This window comes from Bradyrhizobium sp. B025 (genome assembly GCF_042257955.1).
Taxonomy (GTDB): domain Bacteria; phylum Pseudomonadota; class Alphaproteobacteria; order Rhizobiales; family Xanthobacteraceae; genus Bradyrhizobium; species Bradyrhizobium diazoefficiens.
Genome location: NZ_CP170150.1, coordinates 6594005 through 6615701, shown reverse-complemented (window position 1 = coordinate 6615701; position 21697 = coordinate 6594005). Strand labels below are relative to the sequence as shown.

Genomic DNA, 21697 nt, shown 5'->3' with positions numbered 1-21697 from the left:
CCGGCGCAAATCGGCCTGTAATGTCTTGAATGTGCCGCTATCTTCGGTCATCTGGCCGTTAGCGGTCCGATAGGGCCTGGGGACTATACAAGAGCGATGATGATCAAACATTTTCTGACGATATGCGCTGCCGCAACAGTCGCTGCGGCGGGAACCTCGCTCGCACAGGCCCAGAGCTATCCGGTCCAGCAGGCGCCGAGCTACGGCGCTCCGGCTGAATACCGCCCCGGCGACCGCACGCCGAGTTTCGACGCGCTGGAAGATGACGACGACGCGCTGCCGCAGGCATCGCTGCCGCCGCCCGGCCCGGGCGGTCCGATCTCGCCCAACGATCCCCGCTACGGCCGCCCCGCTGGTCCTCCGGTCTATTCGGCTGCGCCGCCGCAGGGGCCGGTGATGTCGCCGGATGATCCCCGTTATGGCCGTCCCGCCGGCGCTCCCGTCTACTCGGCTGCGCCGCCGCAGGGGCCGGTGATGTCGCCCGACGATCCCCGCTACGGCCGCCCCGCCGGCCCGCCCGCTGTGATCTATGCCGACCGTCCCGCTCAGCAGGCCCCCGGCAGCGACGGCCTGCGTCCGCCGGAAGCCGTCGGTGGTCCCGCCGCGACCGGAGCGGTCCAGGCAGGGCAGCCGCCGGTTGGCGCCGATGGCCGGCCGATGGCGATCGCCTCGCTCCCGCCCGAGGAGCAGCCCGACGCCGCGCCGGCACAGTTGCCGCCGAACCTGCGCCGCCAGGAGGTCTCGCTCGCGACCAAGGAGCCGGCCGGAACGATCATCGTCGATACCCCGAACACCTATCTGTACTACGTCCTCGGCAATGGCCGCGCGGTTCGTTACGGCGTCCGCGTCGGCCGCGACGGCTTCACCTGGACCGGGGTGCAGAAGATCACCCGCAAGGCCGAGTGGCCGGATTGGCATCCGCCGACCGAGATGATCGAGCGCCAGCCCTATCTGCCGCGCTTCATGGCCGGCGGCCCCGGCAATCCGCTCGGCGCCCGCGCGATGTATCTCGGCTCGACCGTCTACCGCATCCACGGCACCAACCAGCCCTCGACGATCGGCAAGTTCGTCTCCTCCGGCTGCATCGGCATGCTGAACGAGGACGTCTCGGACCTGTTCGACCGGGTCAAGGTCGGCACGCGCGTGGTGGTGATGCCGGGTGGTCCGGCGCCGGGAACGGCGACTGCGTCCGCCGCACCCACCCCCGGTGCGCCGGCCCCGATGGCGGCCCAGGCCGGCCCCGTCCCGGGTACGCAGCCGACCGTGGTGCCGCCGCTGCCCGCACCGGTCACCGTGCGCTAAGGCGCTTCGAGACAATTCAGATCAAAAAAGGGCGTGCCGTCGGCGCGCCCTTTTCGTTTCAGGCCAGCTTGCGCGGCAGCTCGCCGCCTTTGGTCCAGGCGTCGATCGCCTCGACCATCTGGCCGTAATGGATGCGCAAGCCGTCCTCGGTGGCGTAGCCGAGATGCGGCGTCAGCACGAGATTGTCGAGCTTGCGGAAGGGATGGTCGACCGGCAGCGGCTCGACCGAGAACACATCCAAGCCGGCGCCCGCGATCTTCCGCTGCTGCAAGGCCTCCAGCAGGGCCTGCTCGTCCACGATCGGCCCGCGCGCGGTGTTGACGAGGAAGGCCGTCGGCTTCATCCGCGCGAGGTCCGCAGCGCCGACCAGTCCCCGCGAACGCTCGCTCAGCACCACATGGATGGTGACGATGTCGGCCTTGGCGAACAGCTCCTCCTTGGTGGCGTAGCCGACGCCGGCCGCCTTGCACTTCTCCGGCGTGAGGTTCGGGCTCCAGGCGATCACGTTCATGCCGAATGCTTTCGCAATGCCCGCCATCTTGCTGCCGAGCTTGCCGAGCCCGACGATGCCGAGCGTCAGCCCCTCGATCTCGACGCCGGCAAAGGTCTGCCAGGGCTCGCCGGCATGCATGCGCGCATTCTCCCGGCCGATGCCGCGGGTCAGCTCCAGGATCAGGCCCATGGTCAGCGGTGCCGTGGGATCGCGGGAATATTGCGTGCCGCCGATCGCAACGCCCTTCGCCTTCGCGGCCTCCATGTCGATCGAGGCGTTGCGCATGCCTGACGTCAGCAGCAGCTTCAGCTTCGGCAAGCCATCGAACAGGCTCTTGGGGAACGCCGTGCGCTCGCGCATCGCGCAGACGATCTCGAAATCGGCGAGCGCGCTGGCCGCGGCCTGCTCCGAGGTGAAGGGATGGCTGAACACGGTGACGTCGATGCGGTCGGACAGTTTCGGCCAGTCGGCGACGTCGAGGGCGATGTTGAAATAGTCGTCGAGAATTGCACAGCGCAGCCGCGTCATCAGCGTTCATCCATGGCGAGAGGTGATGGCGCCAGGCGGGGGCCATCGTCGGAACCGGGCCATGGTTGCGCGCAATCACACCTGCGCGCAAGCAGCTCGCGTCTTCAAAAATCCGATAGCGGGGAAAGGGCTCAGAGGTCGCGGGGCTTCAACCGGACCGGCGCATCCATGCCGTGCTTGGCGCGCCAGGCGGGGCCGGGGCCGCGCATGTAGTGCAGCTCGGGCCGGTAGGGGTTGAAGGCGGTGGCGAAGAAGCCCTTCCAGAAGCCCTTGATCTCCGCGACGAGCGCGGAGGTGCTGCCGGCTTCTGCCGGAACGGGAAAGGAATTGGTCTCGGTCAGAGCCATGGTGCGGCCTCGCTGTTCTCCCCGCCGCTTCTGCCGCGGGTGGCGTCTTTTTCGGCGCCGTGACGAGCTTTGGCCTGCTTTATTAAAAAATGGTTTCAATTGTCCGGATTGGCGTCAGCATGGTGTCCGTCCCGTATTCATCCGTGGTGAACGGAGGGAAAACGTTGCCCTTTGGGGGCGGGATCGCTACATCGGCGGCAAGCAAATTTCCTCAAATCGAAGGTTTCACGGGACCGATGGCGCGCCAGTTCATCTATTTCATGCAGGGCCTGACCAAGAGCTACCCGACCCGGAAGGTGCTCGATAACATCCATCTGAGCTTCTACCCGGACGCCAAGATCGGCGTGCTCGGCGTCAACGGCTCGGGCAAGTCGACGCTGCTCAAGATCATGGCCGGCCTCGACAAGGAGTATAATGGCGAGGCCTGGGTCGCCCAGGGCGCCCGCGTCGGCTATCTCGAGCAGGAACCGCAGCTCGATGCCAAGCTTTCCGTGCGCGAGAACGTCATGCTGGGCGTCGCCAAGCAGAAGGCCATCCTCGATCGCTACAATGAGCTGGCGATGAACTACTCCGAGGAGACCGCCGACGAGATGACCAAGCTGCAGGACGAGATCGAGGCCCAGGGCCTCTGGGATCTCGACAGCAAGGTCGACCAGGCCATGGACGCGCTGCGCTGCCCGCCCGACGATGCCGACGTCACAAAACTCTCCGGCGGTGAGCGCCGCCGCGTCGCGCTGTGCCGGCTGCTGCTCGACCAGCCCGAGCTTCTGCTGCTGGACGAGCCGACCAACCATCTCGACGCCGAGTCGGTGTCGTGGCTGGAAGGCCATCTGCGCAACTATCCCGGCGCGATCCTGATCGTCACCCACGATCGCTACTTCCTCGACAATGTCACCAGCTGGATCCTCGAGCTCGATCGCGGCAAGGGCATTCCCTACGAGGGCAACTACTCGTCCTGGCTGGTGCAGAAGCAGAAGCGGCTGGAGCAGGAAGGCCGCGAGGACGCCGCGCACCAGAAGACGATTGCGCGCGAGCAGGAATGGGTCGCGTCCTCGCCGAAGGCACGCCAGGCCAAGTCCAAGGCGCGCTACCAGCGCTACGAGGAACTGCTGAAGCAGGCGAGCGAGAAGCAGACCCAGACCGCGCAGATCATCATCCCCGTCGCCGAGCGGCTCGGCGCCAACGTGGTCGATTTCGAAGGCCTCAGCAAAGGTTACGGCGATCGCCTGCTGATCGACGATCTCACCTTCAAGCTGCCGCCTGGTGGCATCGTCGGCGTGATCGGCGCCAACGGCGCCGGCAAGACCACGCTGTTCAAGATGATCACCAAGCAGGAAACGCCGGACAAGGGCACTATCACGGTCGGCGAGACCGTGCATCTCGGCTATGTCGACCAGTCGCGCGACGCGCTCGACGGCAACAAGAACGTGTGGGAGGAGATCTCCGGCGGCAACGAGCTGATCCTGCTCGGCAAGAAGGAAGTCAATTCGCGCGGCTATTGCTCGTCGTTCAACTTCAAGGGCGCCGACCAGCAGAAGAAGGTCGGCGCGCTCTCCGGCGGTGAGCGCAACCGCGTGCATCTCGCCAAGATGCTCAAGTCCGGTGCCAACGTCCTGCTGCTCGACGAACCGACCAACGACCTCGACGTCGACACGCTGCGCGCGCTCGAAGAGGCGCTGGAGGATTTCGCCGGCTGCGCCGTCATCATCAGCCATGATCGCTGGTTCCTCGACCGCATCGCGACCCATATCCTGGCCTTCGAGGGCGACAGCCATGTCGAATGGTTCGAAGGCAACTTCCAGGACTACGAGAAGGACAAGATGCGCCGGCTCGGCCAGGACAGCATCATTCCTCACCGCGTGAAGTACAAGAAGCTGACGCGGTGATGGCGGCATGATGCGGCGGGCGCTCATCGCTGCGGTGATCGTTGTCACCTGCGGCTGGTCGTCCGCCCGCGCCGCCGACGCCGCCTTCACGCAGTTCATCGCCTCGCTCTGGCCGGAGGCGCAGGCGGCCGGCGTGTCGCGCGCGACGTTCGAGCAAGAGACGCGCGGGCTCGAGCCGGACTACAAGCTGCCGGATCTGATCCTGCCGGGCCGGCCGGCGACCGGTGCGCCGTCGCAGGCCGAGTTCGTGCAGGTGCCGGCCGACTACGTCAGGGACGCCTCGATCGCGCGCCTTGCGGGCGAGGGGCAGCGGCTCCTGCAGAAATATCGTCCCGCGCTGACCGAGATCGAGAAGACCTCCGGCGTGCCGGCGACCGTCATGCTCGCGATCTGGGGCCGCGAGACCGACTACGGCCGCTACACGCTGCCGTATGATTTGGTGCGCGTGCTGGCGACGCAGGCCTATGTCGGCCGCCGCAAGGACACCTATCGCAACGAGTTCATCCTCTCGCTGAAGATCCTCGGCGAGGGCGTGGTGACGCGCAAGGACATGCGCTCGTCCTGGGCCGGCGCCACCGGGCTCACGCAATTCCTGCCGTCCGAATATTACAAGCACGGCGTCGACTTCGACCGCGACGGCCGCATCGACATCTGGCACTCGGTGCCGGATGCGCTCGCCTCCGCCGCCCAGCAACTCGTCAACAAGGGTTGGCAGAGCGGCGTGCGCTGGGCCTACGAGGTGCAGGCGCCGGCGAAGGTCGATTGCACCACCGGGGTGCCAGAGGTGACGAAGCCGATCAGCCAATGGCTGCGCGAAGGCTTCGTGCCGGTGCGTGGACAAAAGCTCAGCGCCGCGGAGCAGGCGCAGCCGGCCTCGTTGCTGCAGCCGGAAGGGATCTACGGCCCGTCGTTCCTGACCACGAAGAACTACTTCGTCATCAAGGAATACAATTTCTCCGACCTCTACGTGCTGTTCGTCGGTCATCTCAGCGACCGCATGACGAGCCCGTTGCCCTTCGCAACGCCGTGGTCGGCCTCGAAGCAATTGCGCACCAGGGATGTCGAGACCATGCAGCGCGGGCTCACGCGCGCCGGGCTCTACAAGGACAAGATCGACGGCAAGGCCGGCATGCAGACGCGCGCAGCGCTCGGTGCTTATCAAAAGTCGGCGGGCCTGAAGGTCGATTGCTGGCCGAGCGAAGAGGTGCTGCGCTCGATCGAGGCGGCGCGATAGCGCGCGGGACCAAAAGAAAAAGCCCGGCCGATGGTCTCGGCCGGGCTTCGATCGCGGCGCTCACGAGCGCCATGGCGATCAGATCAGTAGCAGACGCGAACCGGGCGGATGACCCAGCCGTAACCGTCCCAGTAACGCTGGCGCTGCCAGTAGCAGGGCGCGGGCGGCGGGGGCTCGGCGACGTAGACGGGGCCGCCATAGGCCGGACGGCTCGAGGCGATCGCGCCGCCGACGATGGCGCCGCCGATCAGGCCGGCCGCGATGCCCGCGCCGACGCCGTCATGGGCCTTTGCGGACGGAGCAGCGGTCACCAGCGAACCGGCGACCGTCGCAACCGTGAGGGCGGCAACTAAAGTCTTCTTCATGCTCTTGGCTCTCCTGGGAGATGGGTCCCCTTGTTAGAGGCGCCCGGGGTTCAAAGATTCACGCACACTCTGATGGAATTAGCCTTGCAGCTAGGAAGCGCGCAAATGGTCAATCCACGGTAAACGCACACAGAGCTGTGACGAGAAAAAGCGGTCTTTTTCGGGCTCCGAGATGAACGGCGCATCCGTCGTGAACCGGCTTTTGGCGCCTCAGCCACAGACCCTGACGCGGCGGACGCGCCAGCCATAGCCGTCCCAGAAGCGCTGCCTCTGCCAGACGCAACCGCCGTAATAGTCGTCGGCGACATAACCCGGGCCCGGCGCGTAGTAGCGGGGCGGGTAGTAACCAGGGCCATAACCCGGACCATACGCGTAGCCCGGCCCGGGTCCGTAATAATACGGGGAAGCGAGCGCGCCGCCGACAATGGCGCCGCCGATGATCCCAGCCGCCACGCCGGCAGCGACGCCGCGCTGCGCATGGGCCGGCGTCCCGGCCGTCAGGGCCACAGCGGTGAGGGCAGCGACTGCCAGGAGCGACTTCTTCATTGGCTTGACCTTTCGCACAAACACGCGGGAACTCTTTGGGGGGTAAAGTTCCATACTTCGTTTGAATGATCAATGAACGGCACCTTGGCCGGGTGCGACGAATTGGTGTGGACCGCAGCTCCGCCAGGGAGGCGATGATGGGCAACGCGATGATCAATGCATTGATTGCTGCCGGGATCGTCTTCGCCATCGGCTACGGCTGGATCACCCACCTCCAGAATCGCGGCCAGCGCCGCTCCCGCGCAGGGGCCGGGAGCGATGGCGGTGGCGACAGCTATTCGGGGACCAGCGACGGCTTCTCGCTGGGAAGCTGGTTTTCCAGCGACAGCTCGGGGAACTCGACCGACACCGGCAGCTGTTCCAGCAGCGATAGCGGCAGCAGCGGCGCGGATTGCGGAGGCGGCGGCGACGGTGGGGGAGGCGGTGGCGGCGACTAGATCCGGCCGCCATCTTGATCCAGCGCAACACCCTATTTTAGAGCCGTTCTAGGCTGTTTCCGGGTCAGTTTGGAATAGCTTCAAATACCGGTTTTTCCCTTTGCATCCGGCTGGCCCGTTAAATATCGATGATGGCGCATCACCGAAGGGCCTGCCGCTTCCATGATCGTTTGTTCCTGTAACGTGCTGAGCGATGACGACATCCGCGCCGCTGTGGCCGAGTCCGACGACGCCGTGCGCCATGCCAAGCAGGTCTATGGCTGCCTCGGCTGTAGCGCCGAATGCGGCCGCTGCGCGCGGACGATCAAGACCATCATCGATGAAGCGCTTGGCCCGTGCGCCAAGTCCTGCTGCTCCGGCTGCCCGCACAGCCACACCGTGGCCGCCAATGACGAGACGGCCGAGTCCGCCCAGTTCGCGCTCGCGGCCTGCTGAAATCTTCCGCGCTGTCGGCTGAGCTTTTCCCCCGCTGCGTCCCCGTAGCCGGTTGCCCCCTTCCGTAAACTCATTTAGAAGCGTTCTAAATTCGGTTTAGGATCGAGTTGGACTGCAAGAGCTGGAGTGAACCATGCAGGGCGACGCAAAAGTCATCGACTACCTCAACAAGGCACTGCGTCACGAGCTGACTGCGATCAACCAGTACTGGCTGCACTACCGCTTCCTCGACAATTGGGGCCTGCTGGACATGGCCAAGGTCTGGCGCAAGGAATCCATCGAGGAGATGGAGCACGCCGACAAGCTCACCGCGCGCATCCTGTTCTTCGACGGCTTCCCGAACATGCAGGTGCTCGATCCCCTGCGCATCGGCCAGAACGTCAAGGAGATCATCGAGTGCGATCTCGCCGCCGAGATGAGCGCGCGGGCGCTCTACCAGGAAGCGGCGACTTACTGCCACGGCGTCAAGGACTACGTCACGCGCGACCTGTTCGAGAAGCTGATGAGCGACGAGGAGCACCACATCGACTTCCTCGAAACCCAGCTCGACCTGATCGGCCGCATCGGCCTCGAGCTCTACACCCAGAAGCACGTCGGCGGGCTCGAGGGCGAGGGGCATTAAGCTCCGGCGTTGGCCGTATACTCCGCCTTAGCTGCATACTCCGGTGTCGTCCCGGCGAAAGCCGGGACCCATAACCCCAGGGAGCAGTTTGGCGAAGACTCGTGGCTATCAGCGCGCCAAGTAACCACGCCCTGTGGTTATGGGTCCCGGATCTGCGCTCCGCTTCCGACAACGCTGCGCGTTGTCGGAATCTGCGCTTGTCCGGGACGACACTGTGGTTGGCGCCAGAGCTACAGCTGCTGCTTGTAGCGCTCTTCCACGATCTCCTGGCTCTCCGGTTCGCCCAGGCCCGTCTGGTCGTGAATGACTTCCACGATGCTCGGCATCACCGAGCGCTGCACCTTCTCCGGCGACCACAGCTTCGAGCGCATCAGCGCCTTGCCGCAGTGGAAATAGACTTCGCTGACCGCGACGTTCAGCACCGCGCGCGGTGGCTTGCCGAATTCCACCATCGAGGCAAGCAGATCCGGATCGGCGGACAGCGTGCCGCGCCCGCCGACGCGCAGCGTCTCGTCGATGCCGGGGACGAAGAACAGCAGATGCACGAAGCCCGAGCCTTCGACGACGTTGCGAAAACTGTCGATCCGGTTGTTGCCGGAGCGGTCGGGCATCAGCAGCTGGTTGGGGCCGGCGACGTGGACGAAGCCGATGCCGCCGCCGCGCGGCGAGGCGTCGACGCTGCCGTCCGCGCCTGACGTCGCGAGCACGCAGAACGGCGACATCTCGATGAACTTCTTTGCATGCGCATCGATCGCGGGACGTGCCTTTGCTATCACGCGCGGGCTCGGCTTGGCATAGATGGTGGCGAGGTCTTCGGCGCAAAGATCGGTCAACGGCGTGTCTCCGCATCAGCTTGGGGGCAAGCTACCCGATCGGGCCGCCCCAGCCAATGAAATCCATCACGACGCGCTACACTGCATCGGCGGGCACGAAGCAGCTGATGATGATGGTGCCGCGATGGTGGACGTACCACACCACGGCCTGGCCGACCGGGTTGCCGCGGTCGCGGATGATGGCGCGTTCGGGCACTGCCATCCACTGTCCCTCGATCGGTACCCAATAGGCGCCGTTGCGCACGTCATAGTCCGTGCGATGACCGTCGGAGATGTCGCAGCAGGGCACGCCGTTCGGCGCGATCACGCTCTTGAACCAAGCGCGGATGTCGGGCGGGACGTGATCATATTGCCCGTTGTCGAACGCAAGCGCCGCGCTCGTCAGCGCCGTCATCGCAGCCAGCCAAACGCACAGTGCGAGCCTGCGCATGCGATCCTCCTCATCGCGTGTCGTGCCAATGGCGCGCGATCGCTCCGCGCCTCGATTCGTGTCGCTGACGCGATTAAGCCCGAGCTGTCAGCGCATTGCATGCTCAAATAATATGCGGCGCGAGAGGCGCCGCACATGATGCATTGCGATATGAGGACGTGCAGCCCGCCGATTCTACATCGTCCGTTGCGGCGCGGTTTGCAGCAATTGCCTGACCTGTTCGCTGTAGAACTTTGCATTGCCGGTGGTGCCGTGACCGCGCGTTTCGGTGCTGGCGGGGATCAGATACAGGCGGCCGTTCTTGACCTGCTTCATCGCCGCGTCCGTGAGGCCGGTCTCCGGCGGGTTACGCTCGTCGTCGGCGGAGTTGATCAGCAGCAACGAGGCTTCGATCTGCTCCAGCTTCTCCCCGGCATTGTAGTCGTGCGAGGACTCCCACTGGTAGACGAAGTCGTTGGCATCGGCCGTGATCGGCGTCGCGAGCCGCTCGTCGACGATCTTGTCGGCCTTGGCCGCCGTCGGCGCCTGCGATTGATAGGCCAGCGTTCCGCCGATGCTCGCGATGCCGTAGGCGGTGACGGCGTATTTCATCATGCGCGGCTGGCTGGAGTAGTTGCCGCCATTGTAGTCGGGGTCGTTGCGGATGGTGTCGAGCATGATCCGCCGCAGCATCCAGTTGCGCGATGCCATCTCGGTCGGTTGCGAGGCCATCGGGATCAGCGCGTCCATCGCCTTCGGATATTTCTCGCCCCACAGCCAGGTGTGCATGCCGCCCATCGAATTGCCGATGACGAGCCGCAGATGCTTGACGCCGAGTCCTTCCGTCACGAGGCGGTACTGCGCCTCGACCATGTCGTCGTAGTCGTATTTCGGAAAGCCGGTCTTCATGCCGTCGGACGGTTTTGACGATTTGCCATGGCCGATGCCGTCGGGAATGATGATGTAGTATTTGGCGGCGTCGAGCGGCTGGCCCGCGCCGAACAGCTCGTCGGCAAAGCTTGGCGTCAGCATGCTTGCGCCCGAGCCGCCGGTGCCATGCAGCACCAGCACCGGTTGCCCGCTCGGCTCGCCGACGGTGGTGTAATGCAGCCGCAACTCCGGCATGACCTCGCCGGTGTGGAACTTGAAATCCCTGGCGGTCCAGTCGCCCTGTTTCGGTGCAGGATAATCGGCAGCCATCGCCGACGCCGAGATGGACAGCAGGATGGCCGACAGCGCCGCGCAAGAAGTCTTCATGTTTCTCTCCCCATGCGGCTCGTATCCGGCGGCCGCGTTGCGGCGGATCTTAGCAAAACTCTCCAGAAGGATGTAGGATTTTGGCTCCGCCGATCGTCCTCGAGGTAAACATCGGGAGTGACTGCATGTGCCGCAACATCAAGACGCTGTTCAACTTCGAACCGCCGGCGACGGAGGACGAGATCCATGCCTCGGCCTTGCAGTTCGTGCGCAAATTGTCGGGCTTCAACAGGCCGTCGCAGGCCAACGAGGCGGCGTTCGACCGCGCCGTGGCCGAGGTCTCGGAGGCGGCGCGAAAGCTCCTCACCTCGCTGCACACCCATGCGCCGGCGCGCGACCGCGAGGTCGAGGCGGAAAGGGCCAAGGAGCGCTCGCGGCTGCGCTTTGGCTAGCGGATCCACTGTCCCGTTCCGTGATCTGGCTCACGGTATGGGGCGCCTCGACTTGCGATGATGTCTGCCGGGGTTTTGCCAACCCGGAGCACGACCATGACCCGCCCCCTTCTTCCGCTCAAAGCAGGTGCCATCATCTTCACGCTGCTGTGGACCGCGTGGATGATGTGGTGGGGCGGTTCGTTCTCGAGCGCGAGCGTCGTCATCCTGGCGCTGTGCGGCGCGGCGGTCGGCTATCTCTGGTATCGCGCCATGCGCTGGCAGTTCGAGCGCATGGGCATGCTGCCACGTAAGGATGATTCCTCAAGGGCTTCCTGATCCGGGCTCGTGTCCCGGACGCGGCGCTTCTTCAGCGGTGCGCCGCAGAGCCGGGACCCGGAATCGTGAGCGGATCTCTTGCTGAGCCGGGGCTGCTAATCCCTGTTGCCGTGCTTCTTCTTTTTCTTCTTTTTCTTGTGGTCGTCGTCTTCGCCGTCGTCGCTCTCGTCACCGGCGATCGGCTCGTCGGTTTCCTGCACGGCGGCCTCCAGCGCCTCGCGCTCGGCGGCTTCACGCTCGCGCTGGCGGCGGCGCTCGTCCCAGGCGTCGAAGAGCTGTTCGAGCCAGGGCAATACCTGCTCGATCGACGGCAACTGGCCGGGCGGGCCGGCCTCGCCGCGCGGGCCCTGCGGACCCACTGGGCCTTGCGGTCCGACAGGTCCCTGCGCCCCGGCAGCGCCACGCGGACCGGCCTCGCCCTGCTTGCCTTGCGGGCCGGGCTTGCCTGCGGGGCCAGCCTTTCCGATCGGTCCCGGCTTGCCTTGCGGTCCCGGCTTGCCGCGCGCGCCGTCCGGGCCGCGCCGGCCCGGATGACCCTGCGGTCCCGGCCGTCCCGGCTCGCCTTGCCGCCCGCGCGGACCCTGGGGTCCCTGCCGTTTCTGTTCGTCTGCCACGCCACTGCTCCCTTGACCGGAAGCAAGCTACTTAGCGTCGTTTGACGACAGCAGCAATTCTGTCCGCGCATCGCACCACGCTTGATCAACATCAACCGGCGGCACGCGATGGCGTGTCACTGAAGGGCGCGCGGCCACAACCTCACGAGGAGCGACCGATGCGCGAAGCGTGGAAAATGTTCTGCTTGTCTGCAGTCACTTTTGCCGCTGCGCTCGGCCTTGCCCAGCTGTTGGTGCCCGATATCGTGCCGGTTGCTTTCGCCGAAGAGCCGCAGGGGTCATGGGCTGTCATGACGGCCTTCGTTCTCCGCGCGATCGAGCTGATCGCGGCCGCGGTCGCGATCATCGCGCTCGCGGTTCTCGCCGGCGCGTACCTGCAGCAGGAGCTGCGCCGGCTGTTTCGCAGCACATCGTCGCGCCGCGCGCCGCCGCCGGCGGACTGATCGACCTCCGCGCGGCCACGCGCTGGTTAGTCCTGATAGGCCGGCACGACGATGCCGGAGGCGGCATAGAGCCTGATCTTGTTGCGCAGCGTGCGTACCGACAGGCCGAGCACGCGCGCGGCGCGTGTGCGATTGCCGTCACAGCGGGCGAGCGTCTGGAGCACGAGCTCGCGCTCGACCTCGTCGACGGTCGCACCGATCAGCAGCGGAACGATCTGGTTTGGAGCAAGGAATTCTGCGCCCTGCGGCGCGGCGACATGAACAGTGGTCATCAATATACCTCCCGACCAACGCCCGCTTCCATCGTTGGAAGCGGATCGAGAACAAACGACCCCCAAGCCGTAAATCCACGGTGGGCGGGTTTGGTTAATGAAAGGTTAACCGCGGGCGATCGCACCAATTGACCTTGGGATTGCCGCGAAGCCGCCGCGATTGGCGCGAGATGCATGGTGATGCGGACGTATCTTGCGCCGCACTCGGCGTCATCGTCCGTCTTGTGCGCAATGGCGCACTGGGGGTGGACAATCCAGTACGCCGCGGCACCTCGTGGGACCTCTGGCGTCTCTGGAATACTGGATGCCCCGCCTGCGCGGGGCATGACACCGTGTGTGTCGATAGATCGTCGCGTCCCCCTCACACCGTCCGATATCCGCCGTCCACCATCACGATCGTTCCCGTGACGTAGGCCGACATATCCGACGCAAGGAAGATCGCGGGACCCACGATGTCCTCGGGCTTGCCGGTGCGCGCCAGCGGGGTGTGATCGACGAAGGCCTGCACCAGCGCCGGATTGGTGGCGCGCACATTGGCGTTGATGTTGGTCTCGATGAAGCCCGGCCCGATCGCGTTGACGCGCACGCCTTCCTTGCCGAGCTCGGCCGCGAGCGCCTTGGTGAAGCCGAGCACGCCGTGCTTGGAGGTGGTGTAGGCCGCCGAGCTCGGCGTGCGCAGATGCACGAAGGACTGGATCGAGCCGATATTGACGATGCGGCCCTTGGCTGCGCGCAAGGGAGCGAGGAAGGCCTGCGTCATGTTGAAGACGCCGTTGAGGTTGAGCGAGATGATGTCGTTCCAGTCCTTCGCCACCGTCTCCGTCTCCGCGGTGAAGGCGTTGCGGCGGGTGATGCCGGCATTGTTGACGAGGATCGAGACCTGCCCGACCTTGTCGGCGACCTGCTTGGCCAGCGCAAAGCAGTCGTCGCGCCGGGTCACGTCGAGCGCGAAGCTCTCGGCCCTGCCGCCGGCCTTGCGGATCTCCTGCGCCCCTTCCGCGACGGTGCCGGCGTTGACGTCGAGCAGCACCACTTGTGCGCCCTCGCGCGCGTAGCCGGCCGCGATCGCCCGGCCGATGCCGGAACCGGCGCCGGTGACGACGGCGATGTGATTTGCAAGCAATGCCATGACATTTTCCTCCCGGATTCGTTTCGAAATTTCATGAAAGGCTAACTCGAAATTAAGGGGTCGGAAACGGCGGCCTTGGCATACTGATTCTCATTGCTAAACGTTGCGCGCATGATGGAACGGCTTGAATCCTGGAAATTGGCGCTCGAGCGCCTGCGGTCGGCGGAGCCGGTCGATTGGGCCGAGGCGGGCCGGCTCATAGCCGAGATCGCGCGGATGAGCACCGATGTCACGCTGCGACAGGCCGCCGAGCAGGCGCTTCCGGTGCTGCGCCAGGCTGTGGACAATGACGATCGCAGCGTCATGCTGGCAGCCCAGCGCCGCCTCGGCGTGGTCCTCGATGTCGTTCATGGTCTGACCGCGCCGCGCTTCGGCCGCCGCAACGCGACGCCGAAGAAACTCTCGAGCGAGGATCGCGCCCGCAAGGTGCTCGGCCTGCCGCTCGCGGTGCAGCTCACCTGCGAGGACATCAACCAGGCCTACCGTCGCGCCGCCAAGGGCATGCATCCCGACCGCGGCGGCAGCGCGGAAGCCTTCATCGACCTCGCCGCCGCGCGCGACCTCCTGATCCATCCCGGCGCGCACAAGGACGCGTGAGAGCGCTCAGACGAGATCTCGTAGGGTGGGCAAAGACGCATTTGCGCCGTGACCACCATCTTCGCGATGGATGGAATGGTGGGCACGCTTCGCTTTGCCCACCCTACGGCGTCTGCGCTGTTTCTAATCTCAGCTCTTGCTCACGCAACTCGGATAGGGCGCAGCTTCCCCCGGTACGATCGGGCAGAGCTCGATCGGGCTGAGCTCGCGCAGGCGGGTTTGCCAGCGTTCGTCATTGACCGGCGGCTCGTCGCTCTCGGGGCCGCGCTCGGCCCATTGGATGGTGTAGTAGTCGGTCGTGCCCTTCAGCGTGACCAGCAGCGCGGTCTCGCTGTGGCGGGTCGGGCCGCTGTCGACGCGACCGCAGCCGATCACCGCGACAAAACCCTCGAAGCGGCCGAAATTCGTGGCGCCGAGCGGCTGTGCCGCAAAGCTGTCGGGGCAGGCCGATTTGAAGCCGCCGGCGATGGAGCCTGCGAGTGCCTCGGGCGAGGCACCTTGAGTCAGCGTCATGCCCTTCTCGCCGGTGACCGTGATCATCTGCGTCCAGCGTTCCGGCGTCTCGCCCTTCAGCACGGCTTCGCGGATGTAGTGGCCGCCCTTGGTGTTCTCGAACACCGCGACGAAGTTCGACGGCATCGCGAAGCTGACGAGCTGGCCGAAGATCGGCGAGATCACGCGGAAGGATTGCGGCGCTTGCGCCGGCGATGTGGAGACGAGTGCGAGCGATGCAGCGAGGACCGCTGCCGTCATGGTGAGCGTGCGCATCGATTGATCCCGCGGAAGCTGAATAGAAACGCGATCGAGCAAGGATGCTGGCATCGCATCCTTGCCCGACCCTTGTCGTCCGCCGATCGAATCCTACCAGGTGCAGTGGCCGTTCCTCAGCGCGTGGTCCTTCAGCGCCAGTGCGTCGACGAAGGTCGGCACGGTGGCGCTGACGCGGGCGTAGTCGGAGGGCCACGGCGCGGTCGGGATGCTCTCGTCCCAGATCTGGCAGAAGCCGGTGTCCTGCCAGCGGATCAGGTGATAGCTGGCCTCCGCAGGGCCCGCGGCGACGAAGGCGGTGACGGCAAGACCGGCGGCAGCGCACAGCACGGAAATACGACGCATGATCAGCTCCTCAAATGAAAGATGTGATGCGCCTCCCGACAATGACGGGAGGGGTGGTGCGGGGCGCTTTGGGGGAGCACGCCCCGGACAAGATGTGAGTAGTTCCGCCTGCTGATCAGGTTCAAGGCGCGTGCGCCGGAAATGCGGGATTTCGGCCGGAAAATGAGCGGCCGCGCGCCAAAAGAAAAGGGCGGATCGCTCGCGCGATCCGCCCTTTCAAATCCCGTCTGTCGCGTCAGGCTCAGAGCGTGCAGCGGCGCTCCCCGCGCAGCTTGATCTGGAGGTCGGAGGCGGCCGTGAAGGTCGGGAGCGGCTTGCTGACAACCTTGTAGGTCGAGGCGCCCCACTGGAACGGCTTGTACTTCAGGTCCTCGTTCCAGACCTGGCAGATGCCGGTGTTGTCCCAGCGGATCAAGTAATAGCCGGCGGCTGCCGAGGCCGGCACGGCAAAGACGGAGGTGGCGATGCCGGCAACGGCACAGAGGGCGAGAACGCGACGCATGAAATATCTCCTTGTGGGGAAGTGTGACCCGAAAATTCGTGCGGTAAAAGCCGGTCCTTTGCAAGCCGGGGAGCCGCCGTTCACGGACATGTCAGGCGATGCAGGGCACTTGGTTTGGCCGCGTGCCCGGCAAGTCACACTGCTCACTTCGAAAGCGACGCCACCGCCTCGATCTCGATCAGCATCCGCGGATCGGGCAGCGCGTGCACCACGCAGGTGGTGCGTGCCGGATAGGGCGGCGGACCGAAGGCGCCGGCATAGAGCGCGTTCATGGCGGCAACGTCGGAGGCGCGGGTCAGAAGCACGTTGACCTTGACGAGATCGCGCACGGTTGCGCCGGCCTCGGCCAGCACGCGCTTGATGTTGATGGCGACGTTGGCGAACTGCGCCTCGAAGCCGTCGGGCAGCGCGCCATTGCCGTCGAAGCCGGGAATGCCGGAGACGAACAGGAGATCGCCGACGCGCGTCGCAAAGGACAGCGGCGGTGCCTTCACATGCGGCGGGGGCGCGAAATGCTGGATCGGCATGGGATCACCTCGGGGGTCGTGCAGGGCCCATCAGCGTAGCGACATGCGGGGGAGTTGCAATCGCCATGAGGGAGGCGGCGCAAGGGGGCAAGACAAAAACCGCGAAAACAACCCCATGCACAGTAGGGATCACGCCGAAATCATTGGGCTTTTTTGAATTCGGTAACGCCGAAGCAATCGCTTGCTCCGTCGGGCAAAACAGGGGCAGAATGGCATCATGAAGTTGCCCGTCCTGCGGCACCAAACTCCGCCGTCATGCCACGGCTTGACCGGGGCATCCAGTACGCCGCGGCTTCCCGGTTCAGCCCCCGCCGTCTCTGGAATACTGGATCGCCCGCCTGCGCGGGCGATGACAGCTGAATGCGCTGCTGCACCTCACGCCCCCCATCATGTTGCCGCCGCGATCGATCGGATAGATTCGTCCGGTCTGATTCGATCCCTCCCTTGAAAAATATCCCCCGGAGACGCCCCATGAAGATCGCATCCACCCTTCGCGCCGCGCTGGTCGCCATCGCGGCGCTTGCCGGGCTCTCGACCTCGGCGCTGGCCGACGGCGGCACCGTGGTGCTGACGATCTACAAGGCGGGCTGGATCATCGGCGGCTCCGGCGGCTCGGGCGTCCTGAACTTCCGCGGCCGCTCCTATGCGCTCTCCACCGGCGGGCTCGATTACGGCCTCGTGTTCGGCGGCTCCAAGACCGTGCTGCGCGGCCGCGTCTCCAACATCAACCGTCCCTCTGACGTCGCCGGCGTCTACGGCGCCGCCGGCGCCGGCCTTGCCGTCGGCCGCGGCGCCCGCGCCATCGTGCTCACCAACCAGAAGGGCGCGGTGCTGGAGCTGTCGGGCTACCAGACCGGCCTGATGGCGAACGCGGATCTCAGCGGGCTTGCGATCACGATGCGGTAGGTGCGTAGGGTGGGCAAAGGCGCGTAAGCGCCGTGCCCACCATCGGTGTCAGCTCGGACGCAAGAGTTGGTGGGCACGCTTCGCTTTGCCCACCCTACGATTTTCCGACCGCCGCATGAATCCGCTCGCAATGCGCGACGAGATTGGTGTGCGCATCGACGAACGCCTTCAGCGGCGTCGGGATCGGAAAGTAGTAAATGTTGGCGATGAAGCCGTAGATGCCCGCATCACAGCTGGTCGGCGCTTTGCCGTGCACGAAGCCCGTGGCGGGCACGATCTCGGCCAGCACCTCGAGGTCCGCAAGGCCTCGCGCATAGGCCTGCTCCGGCGTGTAGCGGCCGATGCCCTGGTAATGATAGCGCTGCGCATTGTACGCCTTCGCCTTCTCGAATCCTTCCGCATCGATCTGCGGATGCTGCGCGATGAAGGCGTCACGGAACGCCGGATAGTAGCGCTCGTCCTTCCAGCGCGAGTACGACATCACCCAGTAGAGATCGTCCAGCATGCGGGTGACGAAGTGATTGGTCCTCCGTGCGTCCTGCGAAAGCCCGGCATCGATGCTCAGGCGATATTTCGCGATCGCATGCGCGATGATCGTCTCGCTGTCGCCGATGGTCTCGCCGTCGTCGACGATGTAGGGCAGCTGCCCGCGCGGCGCGGCGGAGGCATCGAAGACATGCTCGTGCGCGAACGGCACGCCGGCGAGCTTCAGGAAGGCGTAGACCTTGAGGCCGTAGCCGTTGTTGTCGGCGACGCCGAACAGTTCGGGGTAGGAGTAGAGCGTCAGCATGAGCGGGCTCCTCCGTGTTGGCGGAGGCAGCATGCAGGGGCGGGGAGACGGACGCAATGGGCCGGCGGAATTCGTCAAACCCACGCTGTCGTCCCGGCGCAGGCCGGGACCCATACCGCGTGATCTATGTGTTGTGGGCGGGCGTAGTACCGAACAATGAGTCTTCGCCAAACCTCTCCCTGGGGGTATGGGTCCCGGCCTGCGCCGGGACGACGACTGAGTGTGCGGCACCGCTCCGAACCTTGCTCCTACGAACGCGATGCGGCGTTGAACACCGCCAACTGCGCCTCGAACGCACGCCTGAACGCCGGCCGGGCTTCGCCGCGGGCGACGTACGCGGCGATGTCAGGGTATTCGTCCAGCAGGCCGGAGGTGTTGAGCCGGCGCAGCACCGTCACCATCATGAGATCGCCGGCGCTGAACGCGCCGTCGAGCCAGTCGGCATCGCCGAGGCGACGGGACAACTCGCCGAGCCTGATACGGACGCGATCCTGCAACATAGGCAGGCGCGCCTCGTACCAGCTCTTGTCACGCTCGAACAGCAGCGCCATTCCGAGCTCGACGATCGGCGGCTCCAGCGTATTGAGCGCGGCAAACATCCACGCAATCGCGCGGCCCCTCGCATCCGCCTCAACCGGCAACAGCCCGGCATGGCGCTCGGCGAGATGCAGCACGATCGCGCCGGATTCAAACAGGGCGAGATCGCCGTCCTCGAAGGTCGGGATCTGCCCGAACGGATGCAGCGCAAGATGCGCCGGTTGCTTCATCGCCGCGAACGAAACGAGGCGGACGTCGTAGGGCTGGCCCACTTCCTCCAGCGCCCACCGGACACGCATGTCGCGGGCCTGTCCCCTGCCGCGGTCGGGCGAGCTTTCGAAGGCGGTGATGGTGGGCATCGGGGGGCTCCGGGGTGGTGGCGTATTGTCCAGAGGACGAACGGGCGGGGTGGGTTCCGACAACCTATCGCGTTTTCTGGCGCGTAGGATGGGTAGAACAAAGCGAAACCCATTGCCTACGCGCGTTGACCGTTTTGCGACGTGATCCACTTCGCCAGGTCGCTTTGGATCGCTATACTGCCAATCTCAGCAGGATGGTGCCCCCATGGCGAGAGAATTGGAAGGCAAGGTTGCCGCCGTGACCGGAGCCGCGTCCGGCATCGGATTGGCGAGTGCCGAGGCGATGCTGGCTGCGGGCGCGCGCGTGGTGATGGTCGATCGCGACGAGGCTGCGCTGAAGGCGCTCTGCAACAAGCACGGCGACACCGTGATCCCGCTGGTCGTCGACCTGCTCGATCCAGAAGACTGCGCAACGCTGTTGCCGCGCGTCTTGGAGAAGGCCGGCCAGCTCGACATCCTGCATGCAAACGCAGGCACGTATGTCGGCGGCGATCTGGTCGATGCCGACACCATGGCGATCGACCGGATGCTGAACCTGAATGTCAACGTCGTGATGAAAAACGTGCACGACGTGCTACCGCACATGATCGAACGCCGGACCGGCGACATCATCGTCACGAGTTCGCTGGCGGCGCATTTTCCGACGCCGTGGGAGCCGGTCTATGCGTCGTCCAAATGGGCGATCAACTGCTTCGTCCAGACGGTGCGGCGCCAGGTCTTCAAGCATGGCATTCGCGTGGGCTCGATCTCGCCCGGCCCGGTCGTCAGCGCGCTGCTCGCGGACTGGCCGCCCGAGAAGCTGAAGGAAGCCAGGGACTCGGGAAGCCTGCTGGAAGCCAGCGACGTGGCCGAGGTCGTGATGTTCATGCTGACGCGGCCGCGCGGCATGACCATTCGAGACGTGGTGATGCTGCCGACCAATTTCGATCTTTAGGGCGCATGCGCGGGTGACGGTGTCCATTCCTCATGGTGAGGAGGCGCGAAGCGCCGTCTCGAACCATGCAGGCCCCACCATCTCGCCCGCGGCCATCCTTCGAGACGACTGCGGAGCCTGTCATCGGGCCGCGCATTGCGCGGACCCGGTGGCGGTCTCCTCAGGATGAGGTCTGTGGGTGTTGAACGTCCAGCGCAGCAATCCACGCCGCCAGTTCTCGCCACGGCTCCAGCGTCCAATGCCCGGACGCAGCACCGGACGGCGAGGGCAGCACGAACACCTCGGGCCAGCTTCCATCGCGCGCCTGTCGCCCCAGCGAAATCCCGCTCGACGGCCTGCCGTAAAACAAGCTCGCCGCTTTCTTGCTCGTGAACGCAATCGTCCTCGGCCGATACTTCTCGATCTTGGCCCTGAAGCCGGGCACGTCGATCGTGTCAGTCGCGATCTGGTGATCCATCCCGGCGCCGGTCTTGGAGAGATCGGTGAAGCCGATCCCGAGATCGAGCAGCGACGCGAACTCGCCCGGCTGATAACGCCGCGGCGTGATGCCGGCCTCATGGATCGCGCGCCAGAAGCGGTTGCCGGGATGGGCGTAGTAGTGCCCGAGTTCGGCCGAGCGCCTAGAGGCGGCGGTGCCGACGAAGACGAGGCGGAGGTGGGGGCGGAGCTGGTCGGGGAGGCGGTCCAAGGCAAGGTCTCGAACGTCCGTACAGTCACAAGATGTAGTCTTTGGTCTAATAGCGCAATTCAATCTTGAATTGTGATGGCCGAATCAACGTATGAAGTTGCAGCAGTTTTAGACCGGGAAAATTTAATGGACTGGAAGCAGTTTCTTGCAAGCGTGATTGGATCGTTGGCGTGGCCAGCGGCGCTTGTTGCGATTGTATTTGTTTTCAAAAATCAGCTCCGACTTTTGATTGTTCACATAAGAAAGATTGGTGCCGCAGGTGTCAATGTCGAGCTTTCTGAAAAAGTCGAGGAAGCCGTTGATGCGGGCGAAGTTGTCCAAGCTGAGAAGGGCGTAGTAGCGCCCGATGTCATTGGCTTGGATCCAACCCTTTTACAGTTGGCTAAGTCATTTCCCGAAGCTGCGCTGATCCAGTCATTCAAGGAGCTGGAGGCTCTAATTCTCAAGCTTCGCGCAAGAATGCCGGACGATCGTCCGGCCCGGAATTTGTATGAAGTTCTGAAGGCTTTGGAGAAGCAGCAATTTATTCCTCAGAGTGCGATTACTCTTTTTCAGAGCTTGCGCGAAGCGCGAAACGCGGCGGCGCATGGAAAAGGTGAGGAAGCTTTGTCTTCTAGCGAGGCGCTCGATCTTATTCGACAGATCAAGCTCCTGCAGGAAGTTCTGCATCCAGTCCTCGATCAATTGCCGCCGAAGTCAGCTCGAATCTAGGCTGTCAGCCGAGTTGGCGGTTGTCGATGGCTGTAGGGACGTGAGTTAAGAAAGGTCAGACGCCAGCTTTATTCAGGTCGCCATTCCTCGCGGTTTGGAGTCTGCCAGAACGGCTATCAAGGATCTTCTTGACAGGTATCTCTTAGAGGCGATGGAGTTGCATGAGACGAA

The 21697-nt window shown here is 64.9% G+C and carries 30 protein-coding genes; 13 read left to right on the top strand and 17 right to left on the bottom strand.

Going from position 1 to position 21697, the window contains the following annotated elements:
- The first annotated feature begins 99 nt into the window (after nt 1–99).
- Nucleotides 100–1302 carry a L,D-transpeptidase gene (locus tag ACE10W_RS31165; protein WP_039185840.1) on the top strand — a complete coding sequence of 401 codons (1203 nt, stop codon included), beginning with the start codon at nt 100–102 and terminating at the stop codon, nt 1300–1302.
- A gap of 58 nt (nt 1303–1360) precedes the next feature.
- Here ACE10W_RS31165 and ACE10W_RS31160 read toward each other — a convergent pair whose 3' ends face one another.
- Together ACE10W_RS31160 and ACE10W_RS31155 are read right to left on the bottom strand one after the other, a co-directional pair.
- Complete coding sequence (locus ACE10W_RS31160; protein WP_060908654.1) at nt 1361–2323, bottom strand: D-2-hydroxyacid dehydrogenase family protein; 963 nt, start codon at nt 2321–2323, stop codon at nt 1361–1363.
- Nucleotides 2324–2454: 131 nt separating this feature from the next.
- Complete coding sequence (locus ACE10W_RS31155) at nt 2455–2670, bottom strand: hypothetical protein (RefSeq protein WP_060908653.1); 216 nt, start codon at nt 2668–2670, stop codon at nt 2455–2457.
- A gap of 236 nt (nt 2671–2906) precedes the next feature.
- Between ACE10W_RS31155 and ettA the strand changes: the two genes are divergently transcribed.
- Complete coding sequence (gene ettA, locus ACE10W_RS31150) at nt 2907–4556, top strand: energy-dependent translational throttle protein EttA (protein ID WP_011089425.1); 1650 nt, start codon at nt 2907–2909, stop codon at nt 4554–4556.
- Nucleotides 4557–4563: 7 nt separating this feature from the next.
- Entirely contained in the window at nt 4564–5790 is a 1227-nt protein-coding gene (locus tag ACE10W_RS31145) for a lytic murein transglycosylase (RefSeq protein ID WP_375762349.1), read from the top strand.
- Nucleotides 5791–5873: 83 nt separating this feature from the next.
- Here the strand turns inward: ACE10W_RS31145 and ACE10W_RS31140 are convergent, their stop codons facing one another.
- Nucleotides 5874–6155 carry a hypothetical protein gene (locus tag ACE10W_RS31140; protein WP_011089423.1) on the bottom strand — a complete coding sequence of 94 codons (282 nt, stop codon included), beginning with the start codon at nt 6153–6155 and terminating at the stop codon, nt 5874–5876.
- 210 nt (nt 6156–6365) lie between these two features.
- A complete protein-coding gene (locus ACE10W_RS31135) occupies nt 6366–6701 on the bottom strand; it encodes a hypothetical protein (RefSeq protein ID WP_028176314.1) in 336 nt (111 codons plus the stop codon).
- 134 nt (nt 6702–6835) lie between these two features.
- Between ACE10W_RS31135 and ACE10W_RS31130 the strand changes: the two genes are divergently transcribed.
- The 3 genes from ACE10W_RS31130 (at nt 6836) to bfr (ending at nt 8195) form a co-directional block, all read left to right on the top strand.
- Nucleotides 6836–7138 carry a hypothetical protein gene (locus ACE10W_RS31130; RefSeq protein WP_304568622.1) on the top strand — a complete coding sequence of 101 codons (303 nt, stop codon included), beginning with the start codon at nt 6836–6838 and terminating at the stop codon, nt 7136–7138.
- A gap of 162 nt (nt 7139–7300) precedes the next feature.
- Nucleotides 7301–7573: a bacterioferritin-associated ferredoxin gene (locus ACE10W_RS31125; protein WP_011089421.1), complete on the top strand. Its 273-nt coding sequence runs from the start codon at nt 7301–7303 to the stop codon at nt 7571–7573.
- Nucleotides 7574–7706: 133 nt separating this feature from the next.
- On the top strand, nt 7707–8195 hold the full coding sequence (gene bfr / locus ACE10W_RS31120) for a bacterioferritin (protein WP_011089420.1): 489 nt from the start codon (nt 7707–7709) through the stop codon (nt 8193–8195).
- 230 nt (nt 8196–8425) lie between these two features.
- Here bfr and ACE10W_RS31115 read toward each other — a convergent pair whose 3' ends face one another.
- From ACE10W_RS31115 to ACE10W_RS31105, 3 genes are all read right to left on the bottom strand, one after another.
- Nucleotides 8426–9028, bottom strand: a complete 603-nt coding sequence (locus ACE10W_RS31115) for a pyridoxamine 5'-phosphate oxidase family protein (RefSeq protein ID WP_038966396.1) — start codon at nt 9026–9028, stop codon at nt 8426–8428.
- Nucleotides 9029–9104: 76 nt separating this feature from the next.
- Nucleotides 9105–9458 (bottom strand): hypothetical protein, encoded by a 354-nt coding sequence (locus ACE10W_RS31110; RefSeq protein WP_271551368.1) that lies wholly within the window; start codon nt 9456–9458, stop codon nt 9105–9107.
- Between the two features lie 174 nt (nt 9459–9632).
- Complete coding sequence (locus ACE10W_RS31105; protein ID WP_375762348.1) at nt 9633–10694, bottom strand: alpha/beta fold hydrolase; 1062 nt, start codon at nt 10692–10694, stop codon at nt 9633–9635.
- A 125-nt stretch (nt 10695–10819) separates the two neighbouring features.
- Between ACE10W_RS31105 and ACE10W_RS31100 the strand changes: the two genes are divergently transcribed.
- Both ACE10W_RS31100 and ACE10W_RS31095 read left to right on the top strand, forming a co-directional pair.
- Nucleotides 10820–11086: a DUF2277 domain-containing protein gene (locus tag ACE10W_RS31100; RefSeq protein ID WP_028176309.1), complete on the top strand. Its 267-nt coding sequence runs from the start codon at nt 10820–10822 to the stop codon at nt 11084–11086.
- A gap of 96 nt (nt 11087–11182) precedes the next feature.
- The gene (locus tag ACE10W_RS31095) at nt 11183–11404 is read left to right on the top strand and encodes a hypothetical protein (protein ID WP_028176308.1); all 222 of its coding nucleotides are present in this window, start codon (nt 11183–11185) and stop codon (nt 11402–11404) included.
- Between the two features lie 95 nt (nt 11405–11499).
- On the opposite strand, the gene ACE10W_RS31090 is transcribed toward ACE10W_RS31095, so the two are convergent.
- Nucleotides 11500–12018 carry a collagen-like protein gene (locus ACE10W_RS31090; protein ID WP_038966398.1) on the bottom strand — a complete coding sequence of 173 codons (519 nt, stop codon included), beginning with the start codon at nt 12016–12018 and terminating at the stop codon, nt 11500–11502.
- 176 nt (nt 12019–12194) lie between these two features.
- On the opposite strand from ACE10W_RS31090, the gene ACE10W_RS31085 reads away from it, so the two are divergent.
- A complete protein-coding gene (locus tag ACE10W_RS31085; protein WP_375762782.1) occupies nt 12195–12461 on the top strand; it encodes a hypothetical protein in 267 nt (88 codons plus the stop codon).
- A gap of 26 nt (nt 12462–12487) precedes the next feature.
- Here ACE10W_RS31085 and ACE10W_RS31080 read toward each other — a convergent pair whose 3' ends face one another.
- Both ACE10W_RS31080 and ACE10W_RS31075 read right to left on the bottom strand, forming a co-directional pair.
- The gene (locus ACE10W_RS31080; protein WP_011089412.1) at nt 12488–12733 is read right to left on the bottom strand and encodes a helix-turn-helix domain-containing protein; all 246 of its coding nucleotides are present in this window, start codon (nt 12731–12733) and stop codon (nt 12488–12490) included.
- Between the two features lie 361 nt (nt 12734–13094).
- Nucleotides 13095–13862 (bottom strand): SDR family NAD(P)-dependent oxidoreductase, encoded by a 768-nt coding sequence (locus ACE10W_RS31075; protein WP_161533647.1) that lies wholly within the window; start codon nt 13860–13862, stop codon nt 13095–13097.
- A 111-nt stretch (nt 13863–13973) separates the two neighbouring features.
- Here ACE10W_RS31075 and ACE10W_RS31070 point away from each other — a divergent pair, with 111 nt between their 5' ends.
- Nucleotides 13974–14459, top strand: a complete 486-nt coding sequence (locus tag ACE10W_RS31070) for a molecular chaperone DnaJ (protein WP_060908646.1) — start codon at nt 13974–13976, stop codon at nt 14457–14459.
- Nucleotides 14460–14588: 129 nt separating this feature from the next.
- Here the strand turns inward: ACE10W_RS31070 and ACE10W_RS31065 are convergent, their stop codons facing one another.
- The 4 genes from ACE10W_RS31065 to ACE10W_RS31050 all read right to left on the bottom strand — a co-directional run bounded on the left by ACE10W_RS31065 (nt 14589) and on the right by ACE10W_RS31050 (nt 16601).
- Complete coding sequence (locus tag ACE10W_RS31065; protein WP_375762347.1) at nt 14589–15227, bottom strand: hypothetical protein; 639 nt, start codon at nt 15225–15227, stop codon at nt 14589–14591.
- 93 nt (nt 15228–15320) lie between these two features.
- Nucleotides 15321–15572, bottom strand: a complete 252-nt coding sequence (locus ACE10W_RS31060; protein ID WP_375762346.1) for a hypothetical protein — start codon at nt 15570–15572, stop codon at nt 15321–15323.
- Between the two features lie 241 nt (nt 15573–15813).
- Nucleotides 15814–16074: a hypothetical protein gene (locus ACE10W_RS31055; RefSeq protein ID WP_375762345.1), complete on the bottom strand. Its 261-nt coding sequence runs from the start codon at nt 16072–16074 to the stop codon at nt 15814–15816.
- Nucleotides 16075–16217: 143 nt separating this feature from the next.
- Nucleotides 16218–16601: a RidA family protein gene (locus tag ACE10W_RS31050; RefSeq protein ID WP_011089407.1), complete on the bottom strand. Its 384-nt coding sequence runs from the start codon at nt 16599–16601 to the stop codon at nt 16218–16220.
- A 471-nt stretch (nt 16602–17072) separates the two neighbouring features.
- On the opposite strand from ACE10W_RS31050, the gene ACE10W_RS31045 reads away from it, so the two are divergent.
- Entirely contained in the window at nt 17073–17507 is a 435-nt protein-coding gene (locus ACE10W_RS31045) for a hypothetical protein (protein WP_060908642.1), read from the top strand.
- A gap of 94 nt (nt 17508–17601) precedes the next feature.
- On the opposite strand, the gene ACE10W_RS31040 is transcribed toward ACE10W_RS31045, so the two are convergent.
- Nucleotides 17602–18297: a glutathione S-transferase family protein gene (locus tag ACE10W_RS31040; protein WP_375762344.1), complete on the bottom strand. Its 696-nt coding sequence runs from the start codon at nt 18295–18297 to the stop codon at nt 17602–17604.
- 248 nt (nt 18298–18545) lie between these two features.
- Nucleotides 18546–19193, bottom strand: a complete 648-nt coding sequence (locus tag ACE10W_RS31035; protein ID WP_375762343.1) for a glutathione S-transferase family protein — start codon at nt 19191–19193, stop codon at nt 18546–18548.
- A 205-nt stretch (nt 19194–19398) separates the two neighbouring features.
- Here ACE10W_RS31035 and ACE10W_RS31030 point away from each other — a divergent pair, with 205 nt between their 5' ends.
- The gene (locus tag ACE10W_RS31030) at nt 19399–20127 is read left to right on the top strand and encodes an SDR family oxidoreductase (RefSeq protein WP_028176297.1); all 729 of its coding nucleotides are present in this window, start codon (nt 19399–19401) and stop codon (nt 20125–20127) included.
- Between the two features lie 160 nt (nt 20128–20287).
- Here the strand turns inward: ACE10W_RS31030 and ACE10W_RS31025 are convergent, their stop codons facing one another.
- Nucleotides 20288–20815 (bottom strand): mismatch-specific DNA-glycosylase, encoded by a 528-nt coding sequence (locus ACE10W_RS31025; RefSeq protein WP_375762342.1) that lies wholly within the window; start codon nt 20813–20815, stop codon nt 20288–20290.
- Nucleotides 20816–20890: 75 nt separating this feature from the next.
- Here ACE10W_RS31025 and ACE10W_RS31020 point away from each other — a divergent pair, with 75 nt between their 5' ends.
- The gene (locus ACE10W_RS31020; protein ID WP_375762341.1) at nt 20891–21526 is read left to right on the top strand and encodes a DUF4145 domain-containing protein; all 636 of its coding nucleotides are present in this window, start codon (nt 20891–20893) and stop codon (nt 21524–21526) included.
- Nucleotides 21527–21697: the final 171 nt, after the last annotated feature.

Bases quoted from the DNA above. Each gene is read 5' to 3' on its own strand.
- ACE10W_RS31165 (WP_039185840.1), top strand. From the start codon at position 100: ATGATCAAACATTTTCTGACGATATGCGCTGCCGCAACAGTCGCTGCG.
- ACE10W_RS31160 (WP_060908654.1), bottom strand. From the start codon at position 2,323: ATGACGCGGCTGCGCTGTGCAATTCTCGACGACTATTTCAACATCGCC.
- ACE10W_RS31155 (WP_060908653.1), bottom strand. From the start codon at position 2,670: ATGGCTCTGACCGAGACCAATTCCTTTCCCGTTCCGGCAGAAGCCGGC.
- ettA (WP_011089425.1), top strand. From the start codon at position 2,907: ATGGCGCGCCAGTTCATCTATTTCATGCAGGGCCTGACCAAGAGCTAC.
- ACE10W_RS31145 (WP_375762349.1), top strand. From the start codon at position 4,564: ATGATGCGGCGGGCGCTCATCGCTGCGGTGATCGTTGTCACCTGCGGC.
- ACE10W_RS31140 (WP_011089423.1), bottom strand. From the start codon at position 6,155: ATGAAGAAGACTTTAGTTGCCGCCCTCACGGTTGCGACGGTCGCCGGT.
- ACE10W_RS31135 (WP_028176314.1), bottom strand. From the start codon at position 6,701: ATGAAGAAGTCGCTCCTGGCAGTCGCTGCCCTCACCGCTGTGGCCCTG.
- ACE10W_RS31130 (WP_304568622.1), top strand. From the start codon at position 6,836: ATGATGGGCAACGCGATGATCAATGCATTGATTGCTGCCGGGATCGTC.
- ACE10W_RS31125 (WP_011089421.1), top strand. From the start codon at position 7,301: ATGATCGTTTGTTCCTGTAACGTGCTGAGCGATGACGACATCCGCGCC.
- bfr (WP_011089420.1), top strand. From the start codon at position 7,707: ATGCAGGGCGACGCAAAAGTCATCGACTACCTCAACAAGGCACTGCGT.
- ACE10W_RS31110 (WP_271551368.1), bottom strand. From the start codon at position 9,458: ATGCGCAGGCTCGCACTGTGCGTTTGGCTGGCTGCGATGACGGCGCTG.
- ACE10W_RS31105 (WP_375762348.1), bottom strand. From the start codon at position 10,694: ATGAAGACTTCTTGCGCGGCGCTGTCGGCCATCCTGCTGTCCATCTCG.
- ACE10W_RS31100 (WP_028176309.1), top strand. From the start codon at position 10,820: ATGTGCCGCAACATCAAGACGCTGTTCAACTTCGAACCGCCGGCGACG.
- ACE10W_RS31095 (WP_028176308.1), top strand. From the start codon at position 11,183: ATGACCCGCCCCCTTCTTCCGCTCAAAGCAGGTGCCATCATCTTCACG.
- ACE10W_RS31085 (WP_375762782.1), top strand. From the start codon at position 12,195: ATGTTCTGCTTGTCTGCAGTCACTTTTGCCGCTGCGCTCGGCCTTGCC.
- ACE10W_RS31080 (WP_011089412.1), bottom strand. From the start codon at position 12,733: ATGACCACTGTTCATGTCGCCGCGCCGCAGGGCGCAGAATTCCTTGCT.
- ACE10W_RS31075 (WP_161533647.1), bottom strand. From the start codon at position 13,862: ATGGCATTGCTTGCAAATCACATCGCCGTCGTCACCGGCGCCGGTTCC.
- ACE10W_RS31070 (WP_060908646.1), top strand. From the start codon at position 13,974: ATGATGGAACGGCTTGAATCCTGGAAATTGGCGCTCGAGCGCCTGCGG.
- ACE10W_RS31065 (WP_375762347.1), bottom strand. From the start codon at position 15,227: ATGCGCACGCTCACCATGACGGCAGCGGTCCTCGCTGCATCGCTCGCA.
- ACE10W_RS31060 (WP_375762346.1), bottom strand. From the start codon at position 15,572: ATGCGTCGTATTTCCGTGCTGTGCGCTGCCGCCGGTCTTGCCGTCACC.
- ACE10W_RS31055 (WP_375762345.1), bottom strand. From the start codon at position 16,074: ATGCGTCGCGTTCTCGCCCTCTGTGCCGTTGCCGGCATCGCCACCTCC.
- ACE10W_RS31050 (WP_011089407.1), bottom strand. From the start codon at position 16,601: ATGCCGATCCAGCATTTCGCGCCCCCGCCGCATGTGAAGGCACCGCCG.
- ACE10W_RS31045 (WP_060908642.1), top strand. From the start codon at position 17,073: ATGAAGATCGCATCCACCCTTCGCGCCGCGCTGGTCGCCATCGCGGCG.
- ACE10W_RS31040 (WP_375762344.1), bottom strand. From the start codon at position 18,297: ATGCTGACGCTCTACTCCTACCCCGAACTGTTCGGCGTCGCCGACAAC.
- ACE10W_RS31035 (WP_375762343.1), bottom strand. From the start codon at position 19,193: ATGCCCACCATCACCGCCTTCGAAAGCTCGCCCGACCGCGGCAGGGGA.
- ACE10W_RS31030 (WP_028176297.1), top strand. From the start codon at position 19,399: ATGGCGAGAGAATTGGAAGGCAAGGTTGCCGCCGTGACCGGAGCCGCG.
- ACE10W_RS31020 (WP_375762341.1), top strand. From the start codon at position 20,891: ATGGCCGAATCAACGTATGAAGTTGCAGCAGTTTTAGACCGGGAAAAT.